At 38.0% G+C, this 15,535-nt stretch carries 12 protein-coding genes, 1 pseudogene and 1 CRISPR repeat array; all 13 genes and pseudogenes read right to left on the bottom strand.

Going from position 1 to position 15,535, the window contains the following annotated elements:
- Positions 1-343: 343 nt before the first annotated feature.
- Positions 344-634 (bottom strand): CRISPR-associated endonuclease Cas2, encoded by a 291-nt coding sequence (gene cas2 / locus IEX94_RS11970; RefSeq protein ID WP_156855253.1) that lies wholly within the window; start codon positions 632-634, stop codon positions 344-346.
- Between the two features lie 9 nt (positions 635-643).
- The gene (gene cas1c / locus IEX94_RS11965) at positions 644-1,675 is read right to left on the bottom strand and encodes a type I-C CRISPR-associated endonuclease Cas1c (protein WP_188857700.1); all 1,032 of its coding nucleotides are present in this window, start codon (positions 1,673-1,675) and stop codon (positions 644-646) included.
- Positions 1,672-2,331, bottom strand: coding sequence for a CRISPR-associated protein Cas4 (gene cas4, locus IEX94_RS11960; protein WP_156855254.1), 660 nt, complete (start codon positions 2,329-2,331; stop codon positions 1,672-1,674). Before cas4 ends, cas1c begins: the two co-directional genes overlap by 4 nt.
- Entirely contained in the window at positions 2,318-3,193 is an 876-nt protein-coding gene (gene cas7c, locus IEX94_RS11955; RefSeq protein ID WP_156855170.1) for a type I-C CRISPR-associated protein Cas7/Csd2, read from the bottom strand. The genes cas4 and cas7c overlap by 14 nt, the downstream gene beginning before the upstream one ends.
- Positions 3,174-5,072, bottom strand: coding sequence for a type I-C CRISPR-associated protein Cas8c/Csd1 (cas8c, locus tag IEX94_RS11950; protein WP_188857698.1), 1,899 nt, complete (start codon positions 5,070-5,072; stop codon positions 3,174-3,176). Before cas8c ends, cas7c begins: the two co-directional genes overlap by 20 nt.
- 2 nt (positions 5,073-5,074) lie before the next feature.
- Positions 5,075-5,794, bottom strand: coding sequence for a type I-C CRISPR-associated protein Cas5c (cas5c, locus tag IEX94_RS11945; protein WP_156855174.1), 720 nt, complete (start codon positions 5,792-5,794; stop codon positions 5,075-5,077).
- A gap of 13 nt (positions 5,795-5,807) precedes the next feature.
- Positions 5,808-8,168: a CRISPR-associated helicase Cas3' gene (gene cas3 / locus IEX94_RS11940; protein WP_188857697.1), complete on the bottom strand. Its 2,361-nt coding sequence runs from the start codon at positions 8,166-8,168 to the stop codon at positions 5,808-5,810.
- Between the two features lie 1,214 nt (positions 8,169-9,382).
- A complete protein-coding gene (locus tag IEX94_RS11935) occupies positions 9,383-10,321 on the bottom strand; it encodes a coiled-coil domain-containing protein (protein ID WP_188857696.1) in 939 nt (312 codons plus the stop codon).
- 222 nt (positions 10,322-10,543) lie between these two features.
- Positions 10,544-11,188, bottom strand: a complete 645-nt coding sequence (locus IEX94_RS11930; RefSeq protein WP_188857695.1) for a lysozyme inhibitor LprI family protein — start codon at positions 11,186-11,188, stop codon at positions 10,544-10,546.
- A gap of 229 nt (positions 11,189-11,417) precedes the next feature.
- Entirely contained in the window at positions 11,418-12,362 is a 945-nt protein-coding gene (locus tag IEX94_RS11925; RefSeq protein ID WP_188857693.1) for an STM3941 family protein, read from the bottom strand.
- Between the two features lie 473 nt (positions 12,363-12,835).
- Positions 12,836-13,269: direct repeats of the CRISPR family, unit length 33 nt; unit sequence GTCACTCCCTGTATTGGGAGTGTGGATTGAAAT.
- Positions 13,270-13,325: 56 nt separating this feature from the next.
- Positions 13,326-13,622 (bottom strand): annotated as a pseudogene (locus IEX94_RS20285) (DeoR/GlpR family DNA-binding transcription regulator); the annotation flags it as partial.
- Positions 13,623-14,216: 594 nt separating this feature from the next.
- Entirely contained in the window at positions 14,217-14,768 is a 552-nt protein-coding gene (locus IEX94_RS11910) for a hypothetical protein (RefSeq protein WP_188857690.1), read from the bottom strand.
- A complete protein-coding gene (locus tag IEX94_RS11905; protein ID WP_188857689.1) occupies positions 14,746-15,147 on the bottom strand; it encodes a hypothetical protein in 402 nt (133 codons plus the stop codon). The genes IEX94_RS11910 and IEX94_RS11905 overlap by 23 nt, the downstream gene beginning before the upstream one ends.
- Between the last annotated feature and the right edge of the window lie 388 nt (positions 15,148-15,535).

Here is a 15,535-nt window from a genome sequence, read left to right as displayed (position 1 = left end):
GATTTCCATTCTTATATTTCAATCCACGCTCCCCATACAGGGAGCGACGTTCATCGATTATGATGTCAAATTGTTGGATAAACTATTTCAATCCACGCTCCCCATACAGGGAGCGACGCAGGATTATCTTTCCACTGTAAGGCGACTGCATCTATTTCAATCCACGCTCCCCATACAGGGAGCGACTGCGAGATATTGACAAATCCAACATTTCGCCTCTACATATAGTAGTCTATCCATTACTTTTCACTAATTCAATCAAAATTCCTTCTATTTCCTTAAGTAAACATGCATATTCTGCGCGAACCTCCCTGGAAAATCATGGTCACTTCGGGTTCGCGCATTAAAAAATCAGTGGCTTTTCTACTTCAAGCGACGGTTTAGCACCTATATGCTTCACCTTATTTTCATAATTGTTCCCTAAGCGATAGAACCGAAGACTATCAACAGATGGATCGATGATTGATTCTAAGCTTAGTTCCAACTGGCGTAATTGCGTACTGTCCACCACACACTCAAATACAGAATTCTGCACTCGGACCCCGTATTCCTCACACTTCTTAGCTACTTTTCTCAATCTCTTTTGGCCACTCGCAGACACCGTCTGGACATCATAGGTTACTAGTATTAACACTTTCTTCACCTACCTAAGTAAAATTGGAGGATATGCATCAAGGTCTCCCCTTAAAAATCTGGCTAATAATAATGCTTGCACATGCGGGATTAATCCCCAGGAGATTTTTTCTTTTAAATACGGGTGAGTAATTTCAGACTCCTTATTTTCCTGCCATAGCTGCAGAAATTTCCTTCTCGCATCATCTTTAAGGATGACAGCACCATTTTCTTTAATAACAAAATCCTTTGCATGAATCTGTTTTCTATTAACTATCTTTAAAACAAATCGGTCTGCAATCAATGGTCGCAACTCTTCCATGACATCTAAAGCAAGAGAAGTTCTTCCTGGCCGGTCACGATGCAAAAAACCTACATACGAATCAAGTCCGACCCCTTCTAGAGCAGCCGCTGTTTCCGATGCCAGTAAAGAATACGAAAAAGACAGTAAGGCGTTTATTCGGTCTAATGGCGGTCTCCGGTTACGATGCGAGAATGTGAAATCTTCTTTATTCTGCAGAATGCATTCGTCAAAAACACTATAATAAACACTTGCGGCGTTTCCTTCAATTCCTCTTAAATCTTCTAAATTGATGCATGTAAGTATGTGCTGTCGGGCTTTTGCAAGACTACTGATTGCATGTTTAATCCGCTCTGAATTCACGCGCAGTACATGGTCTCTCCACGTACGATTTAACAGTTGCTCACTGTTAAAGATTTTCCCAACGATCATATGTCTAGCTACCCGTAAGCTTTCATCTTCTGAGTCGGAAATTCTATATTGTTTTTTCCGCAACAAAACGTTGCCATTCGACTCTCCCGTTAGCCGCCCGCGAAATCTGCCCGCGCTTGTGAAAAAGGTGAGACTAATATTTTGTTCCATGCATTCAGCCATTAGTGCTGGGCTTGCTCCTTGATGTCCAAAGGTACAAATCGCCTGGATATTATGAAGCGGGACACGTGCAATTGATTCATCTTCTTTTATAAGGTTTAGATTTTTTCCTTTAAGAGCCAAATAGATATCGGGCTGAGAAACGTAAACAGTATTAAGTAATTTTTTCATTCCGCCAACATCCTATTCATGTACGCAGATACTTTTTCTCTTTCCAGCATTTCCGGCAAACAGATATCCCGTAATGAGCATCTTAAGCAATGTTTTCCAGTTTTTACCCTTGGAGTGTGCTTTCTACCATAGTAATGATGCATTTCTTTTAACATTTCTTTTGCTCTATTCCTGAGATTATTTGTGATAGGGACTGGTTCCCTTCGTTTGATTTCATGGTAGTAGAGTGCAGCCTCCTCAATCACTGTTCCGAGCATTTCCTCGAGACACAGGGACTGGGCAGCTAGCTGCAAAATATCGGCATCATGCTTTTTGGGTTTGCCCTTTTTATATTCTATTGGTTTTACAGAATACAGCCCTTCCTCTTTGTCTAAAGGAATACCGTCTTCATCTCTTGTAAATTCCACCATATCGCAGATGCCACTGATGCCAAGCGAGCTTGAATGAACAGGCAGCGCGCGGACAAAAATGGTATCTCCCCTTTTTTCGCGTATGAAAGGGTCGTCAGCCTTCTCATGGAGGGCATTTCCTTCTACCGTCAATACATTCTCAGCCCACTCCTGCTCCACATGAATAAGCGCCCACTGCCGCTTGCAGAATACAAAATGCTGGATCCCTGAAAGCATCAGATAATCTTGTTCATTATAGCCCGTCATGTTCTTCAACTGGCAGTCCTTCCAGCTCATCTACTGTAATCTTGTAATTTTCAATAGAATGAGGAAGATTGTCTTCTACCTTTTTCACGTGTACGGTCCGATGAACTTTAGCAGAAGAATAATTTCCTAATTTCGAATCATGCTCCCACCAGAATACTTTATTTACCTCCATACTACCGTCTGGTCGTGCGGAAGATGCATCGTTTGCGAACAATGTTTTTAACGCTTCTTTCAGTTTTTGTGCATCTTCATAAGTAAATCCAGTACGTTCAGCGAGCTGCGGATTAATGCTTCCGTAAAATACATATACACCAAAATCTACTCGATGTTTCATCCCCATCGTGTCGGATGTTTTTTGACCCGGATCTTTTGTATTTGTGATCGAGTTAACACTCTTTGTAATCTGCATACTAGATATATCTACCGGCTCCACACTTGTTGCAGTATGAATAGATACCGGACCGCGGATGCCGATAGACATTTTTGTCCCTTTAAATGCAAACACTTGTCCAAAAGCACGCACATCATACCAGGTGTTGCTTGCTATCATTTCAGCTGATTCTTCGTCTGCTCCTGTTGCTTTCGACTTGGTCAGTAATTTTTTCAATTCTTCCACTGAATCTACCCTGTCTTTGATACTACGGAATGCATCAGATCGCCTTTCATCCGACTGAACAAGAATTTCCTCCCCATCATCCTGTAATCTGTTACGTAACTTCCGCTTAATTGCCACATCAGATACCTCTCCATATCCTAAAAAATCCTGACGTGGACGATTACCATTTAACGGGTCCCCGTTTGGATTTGCTTTATCGACTGTAAATACTACTGCAAAGTCAATTTTATTCTGCAACGCTGTCATTTTCATTTTCCTCCTTTTTTGTATATAAATGTTGGATTTGACTGCTGTACCCCAATAGGAAAACTGGGCTGAGCGGGGCGTCGGTCATATTCTCCACTGCCAGCTTATCTTCTATCTGCTGAATGAGCATTGCATAATATCCTGTTTGTCCTCCGGAACGCTGAAAATATGGATTGAGCTGCTTTCGGATGACCATCCAGGTACGGGCAGGATGCTGAGAAAACGCATTAAAATATCTGGTGGCATTCGTTGCTCTACCTTCATCTCTTTCTTTCAGTTGTCTTTGCTCCATTACTTCCGCAATACCCAGCAATCTTCCAAACAAATAATCTCTTGATGAGTTCTCTCCCTGTAACGCCACGGTAAATCCCTCCTTTTCGTATTGCTTATTAATCAGTGCGCATGCAATGTTTATAACAGAATTCCACTGTCCCAATCCCTCAAAGCTAAATGGATTTTTTACCCTATTAAACAACGTCTGAACGATATCTTTCGGGATTGCCTTCTTTTCTGTAATACTCGGGAGCAACCTTGTATATAACTCTTTCTTCATCCTTGGATCTCCATTCCTCCCATAGACAGCTTCTACAATCTGATAGGTGGAAGGAGCACCATGATATGAAATCCATTTATTTTCATTTTTAAAACTCATAAGCCAGTAACATGTACGATGCCAATGGGCTAGTGCTTCATAATATAAATCCGCATTTTGTTCCTGATAGTACACAATAGCAAGCCTGCCTGGCGTTGCAGCATCCACGGACATAACGATAATATTTTCCAACATATCTTTTTTCAGCTCATGCCTTTTTCCTTGCAGCGCCTTATTTAATTCCTTCGCTACAATTTCTTCTGTATAAATGTGCGTTTTAGTATCTTCATCCATTTCCACAGAGAAGAAATCGAATAAATGATTTGCTGTTCCTTCAAGCGGATCAGCCACCTCTACTTCCTCTACACCAAATGAAACAAAGTAACGGGAATCCACATAAGTCCCCTGTCGTTGTAGGAGCCAACGCAGTGCATGATGTGCTTTTTGAGAGACATCGTAGCCGATTTGTACTGCTTCGGTTGGTTTTGCGAATCTTCCGCGGTATGTGTAACCGCTGTTGTCATTGGCAGAAATCAACTTCGACATGTCACCGGCGTTTCGAATCCGCGAGCCATGCTGTGTGGTCAGTATCGTTTCCTTTCCCGTAACATAGCAGTAGCCTTTTTCCATCTCTGCAATTGTTTCCTGGTATTCGATATAGTCATCAAATAATTGTTTATCTTCCCAGATAAAAGGATCATCTGCTCTTTCGTGAAGCACATCAAATCGAACAAATGCAGATAGAATGTCACCAGGTACCACTTTATAAATCAATGGCTTTTCCTCGGATGAAGTCCACTTGGTGATTACTTCATTGTTGCTGTCTACCGGGATTACTTTTTCATTAATTAGGTCCTCTATCACATTTCCTTTTTTGACATATTGATAGATTGCTTTCACTTTTTTTGGTGCGTTTGGAAATTCAGCCCATTCTTTCATTTGCCCTAGGTAATCCTGATGATGTTTTTCACGCTTATTCTCCCCGGTATAAGCTACGTAGTCGCCGGCAACGTAAAACAATTTGTCATGGATATAGTGGGGCGCACTCGAATTACTGCGGTTTGCTGATGCGGAGGTAGCAGGCACAATCGTCCGCGCATTCTCTTTCTCAATAACTTTCGCACTCACAAATTCTCCATCTCTATTAATCAAAATTTCAATTTGGGCACTCTGCATAACGTGAGAAACAGGGAGCAACGTTATCCGCTGATTCTGCCTTTCCTCAAACTCTCCAACATGGTCCATATTATTTTCATACACTTTGCTTAACTGCTGCATCCAGCTCATTTTCACACCTCCTTAAACATCTCTTCGTATTCTTGATCCACATCGGTGAAGTTTTCTCCTTTGGTAAATTGTTTCATGGAGCCTTTCCGGACGTCCCGGATGATTTCACATTCCTCCGGGCGCTTGAATCGGATAATTCCGTTTTTCATCGTAGGTACCCAAATTCGTGCCTGGAGCGTTTCCTGATCTCCCTCATCCGGATAAGTAAACCCGTGGAACATCGGACCAAAACTTACTTCACCATAATCATCATAAAAACTTTCGCCTTCACCAAACGCGCAATCTTCTACATACCCCTGACATTCACGTGTTCCGAGAAATACATCACGCCGACCGCCTTTTTTCACCGCTCGCTTTGCGATGTTGTGATGTTTGTGCTCGTTTCTGTCATAAGCAAGATCGGGTCTGTTTTCATTGAATTCAAAATGGGCCCGTACTTGGTAGACAGGCTCACGTAAGTAGGTGTAGTACATTAAATCATTGGAATTGCTTTGATATTTGATCGGACGAACTCCCTTAACCTCTGTCTGGATTGGGTTCATGACACGTACCTCATCGATATACCAAGTCAGCGTTGGCTTCCAGTACACCGATTCTACGATTCCCTTTAAAGCTTGGTATGTGGGGATTTGGTATGTAAATTTCTCCCCGCCAATCCGAGTCACGGGATCGGTGAACAAGGCATATTTGCCATGAACAACAAATTCAATCTGGTTCCTCATTGGTATCACCTCCTTAAAAGTTATAATCCATCATCGAACCTTCTCCATCTATCGTGACGCCGAAATCTTCATCATACGCCCGCTCCGTGAGACAATAAATCGAATTGTCGTAAAGGGGTACGAGCAAGTTATTTTGACTGAGTTTCTGTATTTCATAGTCAAAGAGATTTACGGAATATTGCTGTGCCTGTTTCATAATGTTGCTGAATTCTTTGATGTCGAGGTCTTGGTTGAGTGAAGCAATAATATCTTCGCCTCCCGCGTAAGGAACGATCACAGATGTTGTAGGCGATTCAATTGCTTCAAAATGCTTTTCTACTGTCTTAAACATACCTTTAGAGATGGTGCTTGCTTTTCCCGCGTTAGGATGTCTCCCGTTCAGGTGACTAATAAGAGGGCAATCCAACGGTGGTGGCACTACTTTTATCACACGTCCAGCCTGGGCATCGAAATGTCTGAAATAAGTCTGGATTGCCAAAGGACTTAAATAATTGCCGTCAAAGTCTTCATTATTCAAGATATAATTTGCCAGCACTTCTCCGCCGATTCGGATTTCGGGCAGTCTTGAAAGATTTTCTTCTGCGGAGCGGATGATATAAACTTTCCCTTCTTCTCGCTCCCCATTTCGGTTGCAGCGACCAGCCGCTTGAGCAATCGAATCGAGTCCCGCCTGAGAGCGGATCACGGATTCAAAGCTAATATCGACACCAGCTTCAATCAATTGTGTACTGACACATATGATTCGTTCTTTACCCAATTTGTCCCGTATCTTATCCAGCTTCTCCATTCGGTGCGCCGGGCACATTGAGGTGCTGAGATGATAAACTTCCGCTATATTCAATTCTTCCAGCAGCTTATAAAGCCTCCGGACTTCTGACTTTGTATTTAAAATGATCAAAAGTGATTGGTTTTCTGACATGACTTCTTCTGTGAATGATGCTATTTTTTCGAGATTCCAACCGCCCTTGTCCACTTTATTGATGATTGATACTCTTTTAAACGCGTCGACAGTCTTCACAAGGTCTGGTACAATTTCCGCATTTTTCCCCAGGTGTATTTTATACTTCATTTCAGCTACTTCCGGCTGTGTTGCTGTACAAAGCAAGATGCTGCTATTTCCGACCATTTGGAGAAAATTCATTGCTGTATTAAACAGATGGAAATGTTTGTAAGGAACAGACTGTACTTCATCCACGATAATTACGCTATTCGTGAGATGATGGAGACGCCGGCTTTTTCTCGTTCCTTTTTGGAAAAAGGCATCCAGAAACTGCACCATTGTCGTAAAGATAATCGGATAGTCCCAATTATCACGCCCGAGCTGCAACTGTTTATGATATGCCTCCTGATAATAGTCCGGTTCATCATCCAAACCGCTGTCATCAATGACATTCGCATGATGTTCAAGGACAGCTTCTGGCTGTTTGATAATATCGCGGACGGCCGTAGCATTTTGTTCCAGAATGGTTGTGTAAGGAACTACATAAATAATCCGTTCTTTTTTGTACTGCATCGCATGTTTTAAGGCGTAACGGAGGCTTGCAAAGGTTTTCCCGCCCCCGGTCGGGATGGATAAAGTCATGATAGATGAGGCTTCATCCGCTTTTCTATCACAACTCTCGGACATCTCGTTCCGCAGTTTATAAATGGGTTGAACCGCCTCTCCCCATTCGTTCACTTGATTCATCAGGTTTTTATATCCTTCTTCAAAAACAGCCGAATGATCTGAGAGCGTTACTTCCGTATCCTCTTCAAAACAGCGAGTATCAGTACGGTCCGCATCGATCAAGCAACTAAACACGAGTTTTTGCATATAATTTAAATGAATGGTTCGTTCTTTTCCATTTAGGTGCTTAATCCGCTCCATAAATTCCTCGACTTCTTTTTTAGCTTCTTCGATCAATTGAGTTACCTTTTCCACGTTTCCAGAAACAGCCTCAAAGTTGGCTACTACCTCTTGATAGTGTGGTAAATCAACATTTGTCACACGGCGGATATAATCCGATTGACTCGTATCGGGCTGGATAAAATTCTGCAGGCCGGAGTGGTGAGATAAAATAGCCATCCCTACCGTTTCTACTACGAGATTTTGCAAGGGATCCTTCCCATAATAATTTTCATATAAATATTTTGCTCCTGCGGTGGAGTGATCAATCTTAGTGCTCGCCACATCATCATAAAGCACCGCGTTTCTTATGTAGGTCGTAAAAGCTTCCGTGTATTTACCCATATCGTGGAGTAAACCAGATAATTCTGTGTGAGCAGCTAGCGCTATCAATTTACCATATCTCCGCGCTAGCCAGGCAACCCCTTCAAGGTGGTCTTGAACCGTTTGGATTACATGATCACTTTTGCGAATATGAGCTATAAACAAAGGACACCCTCCTCTAAATTTATTAATTTTCCATATTTCTATTATAAAATAAAACGCTTACAAAAAATTGTATACCTTAGATGTTATAAAAAAAATATACTAGACTATCAGAAATAAAGAAAATATCCCCATTACTTTACAGCATACCTTAAGACCCGAGTAATTTCTACCATTTTTTGCTTTTTCATACCTGAAACGACCCGATATTTGTTATATTTTTGTTAGATGGAAACTTGAAAAAGCCTTTACTATATTTAAAGCATCTATTAGCGGATGAAGTTCTTTACTTATTACCTTGTGTTTGACAGTCTCTATTCTTATCGTCGGAACCAATTCTGAATCAAAAAATACTTGTGACAATCTGTATTGAAACAAGAAGTGCCACTATATTGCTAATGCGCGGACCTGAAGTGAACATGGTTTTGTGGGGAGGTTTGCGCAGAAAATGCAGGTTATGTGCATGAAATGAGTGAATTTTTGACGTGAATCAAGGAAAAGAAATGAATAAAACTACTATATAGAGGCGAGGTGTTAGGTTTGTCAATATCTCGTGTCGCTCCCTGTTTTGGGAGCGTAGATTGAAATAGCAATTAAATGGGCTGGGTGACATAGCTTGTGCGTTGCTATATTGGGAGCACGGAATGTTATCATAGTTTTATATATCCAGCTCTTTCAACTAATCTTCAAGAACTATAAGCAGTTGGTTCAAAGAATTAGAAGATGCTCAACTAATAGAGAAATTGCAGTTCGAACTAAATGGAACAGCACACACATTTATTAGGCCTTACGTTTCCAAAACGATTAATTTAAAAGATACTTTATCTGATAATTAGTGTGTTTACCTATATTAATTTTGCTTTTTACTTATCATATTGCTGATAGAAGCCCCCTATTTTATCTGATTTTTGCGGGAACCTTCCACTTAGTAAGGAGAAATTCTCTTACAACCCTTTGTCACTCCCATATTGGGAGTTTGAAGATCAAAATATTCATAACGGTCTATGATTGCTTACAGGAGACAGTTGCCATGTTTGATTTTGTTATTCTTTTCTCAAATCTTCAGCATAATTACATTTGCTCTAAGCACTTTAGTACAGGCTTTCCTCATTTCGCGAGAAGGAATGTAAACGCTGTTAAAGCTATTTATAACCTGTTGTATTTTCATATAATTTGAATTTGTTGATTACCATGAAGTTAGTGAGCATACCTCGCCCTTAAAGTCCTTCTATTAATGCCTTTTTCTCTGTTTGTATGACAGATAGCTCCTTTGATTTTCCCTCCAAAGTCATTTCTAATTTTTGAATAATCGTTACGACACCAGCATGTTGATCCCTAGCTTGCTCTAAGGAATCTTTAATTCTCCCTTGGACCATCCAATCTACAATGAAACCATCAAAGAAAAAGTCGGCAAATTTCAGCATTCCTGAAATATCTATTTGCAAATCCGACACATCATCAACATCTAATAATTCCTTTTGAAAGTTCCGCATGCTCGTTTGCGCTTGGTGAATATAATCTGTTGCCTTATCAATATGATCATGCTTTACCATACTTGAAATCATCCCACCACCAAACATGTCCAATGTCCCCCAGCCTTCCGCACTTTCTAGTGACTCTATAACATTGCTAAGCGCATGCTTCACTTTGTTCCCAGCTTCTATAGCTTCATCAAGTTCCGTCATGTATGCTTCCAGATCTCCTTCATTCTCATTTAATTCGAACAAACGATTCCCGAATTCAGCATCTCTTTCCTTGATGATTCTTTCCTTTTCAGCTAAAAGGAATTGATAGTTCTGCTCAGCCTTCATAACCTCTTGTAATTTATTATGCAATTCATTCATTGATTCATTAATTTCTTGCTTCGTTTTTTCAGCTTCTTCAAGCTGTAATTGTATCGCAATTACTTCTTGCTTTTCCTGTCTCAGCTTTTCGTGCTTCGATCCAAAAAATGTTTGTATCAGGTTTGTTATACCAATTCGCTCTAACCTTCTAACATCTTTTTTCTCAGCAATAAGCTCCTTTTCCAATCTACTAATCTCATTTTCAACCTCTATTAATTCCGTATGATAATCAGCAAGCTGTTTTTCCCACTTCAGTTTCTTATTGATTGCACCTCTGACTCGAATCAATTTCCCATTTATTTCTGCATACATAAAATGCCTCCTAGAAATATAGGTTCTGTTTTTAATTACGTTGAAGCATGAGGATTGGTTTCATTTTGTAAAAAATATCAGTAAATAGAACCAATGAAATCCATTGATTTCCTGCTTCAATCGTACTTATGGATGCTCCTTTTTTATAAGGCATTTCAGTTGATTTTCTATCATCTTAAGGTTGTTTTCTCCCCAAACATTGCAAATCCATGCTTCCAGCTTTTAATCTGTCATATATTTGTTTACTAATTCATAACTTCTGTCCTTTGTAGATTCGTATAAAGACATATATAATGCAACATTTTCAAAAGTTCCGCCTTCATATTCCAGTCTTTCTTTATTTGCCTTATCTTCTTTTTGGTCTATCCATTGAATTTGTTCTGCTTTTAAATCCTCCATGGTCTCTGGGGACAATTCTTTTTTTAGTAAAGCATAAATCTCATTTAATTCCTCGTCATACATTTCATAAGCACGCCCATAATAGTTTTTCATAGCATTGGTGACACCTTTATCAGCATGTTCCTTTTCTGGTAAAGCATCAAGTTCCTTTTGGATATTGTCTAGTCTTTCAAGAAACTCTGCTCTCCTTCCCTCTACTTTTTCCTCTTGACTTTCACTTGTGATATTTGCCGAAGTAGTATCTTCTGTATTATCAGCCTGCTCTTGATTATCTTCTACTTGAGTACTTTCAGAATGCGTATCATTTGATTGAGATGAATCATCTTTGCTCTGTGGCGTACTTTCAGAGTTTGACTGATTTTTAGTTGAGGTAATGTCATCATCAGATGAATTGCTGCTGCAAGCGGACATTCCGACTAATAAAATAACTAGCAGAGATGCCGCAATTAAGGAATTTCTTTTTTTCATGTAAATAGCTCCAATCTTTTTTAATTATAGTACAAGAGTGCATAAATTATTTTAACATAACGAATAAAGTACTTAGGGAGCTTATTGGAGGTTCATTTATAATGGAAGCATATCATTTCTTAAATTTTTTATTATTTTTTCCAGATCAATACGTTCACCTAAAATAGTATCGAATAGAATGAGATAATCCTTCATATTGAACTCCTTGAAACACACGGAGAAATAACTTTCAATTATCGGATCGCTCCATCCGCATAACGATATAACGTATCAATAAGAATACTATTCCAATTGGAGCAATGAATAAACTCAGATGGAATATAACAAGGTCAAAAATAATCATTAATTGTTCAAGATTATGGGTAGGGCCTTGTTGCTTTTTAAGTATATATCTTAACTTAAACCCAAACAACCTATCGATTAACACTTTCGCAAAAGGATATAAAAGGAAGCTTACAATAATATAAAATAAATGATTATTATTTTTACCAGTAAGTAAGAACAAAATAAACGGGAAAGCAAATAGAATAAGGTCGTACCCGTAAGATTTTAAAAAGTATGAACGATTGATGGATCGATCAATCTGCTGGAATGGATCATACTTTTTCATAAAGTCTGCTTCTTCATTGATTGCATTGTCATTGACGGGAGCTGTGTCGCTTCGTTTTTGTTGAATAATAAGATCCAACATTTTTAATAATGCAGGGCGTTCCGGTTTTCGAACGGCTTTTGGATTAATCGTAAACAGAGAAAGCCCAGCTATCCGATTCATAAATAATCTCATTTTATTATGAAACGATAGTTGAGCAAAATAATCACCTTCGTTATATAAAGCAATCTCTATGACACTTTGAAACGTAATTTCAAATACCTTTATGTATTCAATATCCGTAAAATAAAGGCTTACTTCACTTTTCGTAAACGAATCTAATTGAAGATATTCATCTGTGATCGTAATATAAGGATACCCTCGGATCACTTTCAATATATTCGAAACGGCAAAGAAACTAAATAAAACAATTATAAATAATGCCAAAGTGATAATTAGTATCGATTCTTCCATATATGCAAGATATGCCATAAAAGCGCCAAAAGCAACAAATAATAATGAAAAAATGATTCCGAGAAAAAGCTTCCCTTTTGATTGATAAAACTCTCTTTTATTTTCTATCAAAATAAAAAACTCCTTACAATTAAAAATACAAATAGATGTCTTTCAGACTATCACACCAACCTTTTCAAGTAAAGTGGCTGCTTTTAGTTTTACACCTTATTCGTGCCTGGAAGGACTCAGAATTTGTCATATTTTTATTGGCTTGAAGCAGGAATAAGCCTTTACTAGATTGAATACACCTTTAGTAAAGACTAACGGATTAAGTTCTCTAATATTTAGTTACTATCCTCATTAATTTGAATGTGCTGCACTTAGACTATACATCTATTATAACTAAGATATGAAAATAATTTAATTGAAAACTATGAACAAAATACGCGAACATGAAGCGCCCATGAATTCCCCGGTAGATTCGCACATAAAATCCAATATATAAGACGGATACTTTCTGATTAATACCTTGTTTTATAGATAGTGAAAGTGATACGATACTACATATAGTAAGATAGAAATATTTTTATCAATATCTCGCTGTCACTCCCTGTATTGGGAGTGTGGATTGAAATCGACGATGGACCAAGACAAAGGTGCATACCTTGGGTCACTCCCTGTATTGGGAGTGTGGATTGAAATTCATCATTTGTGTTTTCGGTAGTTTCTGTTTCCGTCACTCCCTGTATTGGGAGTGTGGATTGAAATAGAAAATAGGAGGAATGCAGTTGGGGAAGGCAAGGTCACTCCCTGTATTGGGAGTGTGGATTGAAATTATTTTGCTCTTTGTGCCATAAGCGTAAAAGGTAGTCACTCCCTGTATTGGGAGTGTGGATTGAAATTCCTATCGGGTCTCCATCTAAAAACGCAAAATAAGTCACTCCCTGTATTGGGAGTGTGGATTGAAATATCTGCCAAAGAAGAAATGGAGTCAATGCAATCTGTCACTCCCTGTATTGGGAGTGTGGATTTAATCGTTAAGTCCTTCTTGTCTTTTAAATATTTCGCAACTTCTAAAGTAGTTGTACCAAGATCTATTATTAATGTTTCCCCATCATGAATTAATGAAGCTGCAAGTTTACCAATCATCTGCTTTTCATTAGGGCTTACTCTTTCCCTTGAACGATAGGAAGGTTCTGCAGCTGATTTACTGTGTGGTACAGCTCCACCATATACTCTTTTTAATTTACCTTCTCTTTCTAAATGTTCTAAATCCCTTCTTACTGTTTCAATCGAAACATTAAATATCGTGCACAAATTAGCGACTTTTACAACCTTATCACTTTCTAGCATATCCAGAATAATTTTGTGCCTCTCTTGAGCTAACATGCTATCCCCTCACTTCGAAGCTTTTCTATAAGTTTTTTGTATTTAAATTTTAGACTTAAAAATTATATTTCTATTTTACCAAAATAAAACAAAAGAAGTGAGACATTCAAGTTATCTTTTATGCCTCACTTCTAAATATAAATTTAAAATATATTAAATTATTACATACTCTCCTTTGCTTGATTCACCTATACATAAATATGCTTTATTTTCTGAAAGGTTCATTACGAGTGAAAACACTGTCTTCATTTGCTTGTGTTTTGGAAATGATGGAACTATTGGATGGGAGATAGTAATTGGAATAATTAACTTTATCGGATAGCCGTGTTTGAATATGCTCACTGGTTACATCATAACTTTTCTTAGTTATAGTAAATTGATTCCAAGATAAAAAGCGGTAGAAATTCAATATCCACATTCTGAGCATAACTGAACTAACAGATGCAAAATATGTATTTGCAAGTACTGAAACTTATTGTAACGCTTCCTATGTTTTAAGACTTGAACGATGTACATTTGAAGTTAATTTTAATATTTTTATTTCTGTCTTTAGCTTTTTATAAACCAGAAAACATCACAGACCTAAAATAAATCTCAGTTTAGCATAAAATTGCTTACAGTTTTAAACGCCTTCAAATGAGTTTTACGTAATCCGTTATATTGCTTTAAATTCTCTTCAACATCTTCATCATAGTGTGCTGGTCGAAGTAAAGCTTTCCGTTTTGAGACATAACCATTACTTATATAAAAATTACTCGTTATAAAGACGCATTTTTTTCTTAGAACATACTCTATTACCTTAAACAATTTATCGATATTCCTTGTCAGCATTTTAAAGCAATCAGTATAAAATACTGGTTGTAATTCTGGCGATATGCGCATCAAAACCTCTAAAAGACCTTCTTCTAACTTTTCATCGATTCCACTTTGTATTTCTGTAACGGCCACTTTATTTTGCAGATTAATTGAAGTTGTTATCTGGCGTAATTCAGCTATTTCTAATGGTGTATATTTAAGGCTTTCAAAAACCTGTGCTTTATTGGACCATTTACCCAACTCTGACAAGGCTTTCCACGCTACTGGATATTTCTCTTTTAAGTCACCGTAGAGATCATTACTGTCACTAATTATTACATTCCTTGTCAAAATCCGTTTGCTTGAAATGCCTTATTGCTTCCTGTGTAAAAGTTTTAACATCAGTTTCTGGTATAGGTGACTTTTTCAATCCCAATGCTAATGCAGCCTTTCGATTACTAACAAGATTTTCAAACAAGCTATTTCTAATAGCAACCACAACAAAACATCTTAATTCTAAATTCACATTAGGTTCATAAAAGGTTGCCTCTTCTAGCCCAGTTGTTAATAAGACTCGCCTAAATTCAATCTCATTCCAACGAATCAAAAGAGAATAAATTCGATCTTCTATATCTTTAGTAACAACTTCAATAACATTCTTTGGTATATTATATCTCGCAAAAAATGAAGGCAGCACATCTTTAATATAGCCATTTATAAGGTTGTTCATCTTTTCCTCTCCCCTTCAAAAATTAGATATAATTGAAAATGTAATCTAGATATAAAATTTAAAATACCCATATTTTCAAGTTCCTTCAACATTTTAGCTATCATTGTTTGTTTATTTGTCCTGTCTTTAAAATTTGTTTCAATTTTTTAATCCTCTATTCCATTCACTTTTCGAATATTTCGCATTATAATTAGCTTGTTCAGTATACTTTTTTCTCGACTTGATTAAGAAGCACGTGCACTACTACTAATTAAAACTTCAATTCACCCTCTCAATTCGGCCCGCACCATCCTCTAAAAAAAGGGAGCTCGACTACACTGCCAGCTCCCTTTTTTTAACCTTTTGTTACCATACTTATTAAACACACTTCAATGCTAAACAACTAATT

Origin of the sequence: Oceanobacillus indicireducens (genome assembly GCF_014647195.1) — a bacterium.
Taxonomy (GTDB): domain Bacteria; phylum Bacillota; class Bacilli; order Bacillales; family Amphibacillaceae; genus Oceanobacillus; species Oceanobacillus indicireducens.
This window is presented reverse-complemented; position numbering and strand designations above follow the sequence as displayed.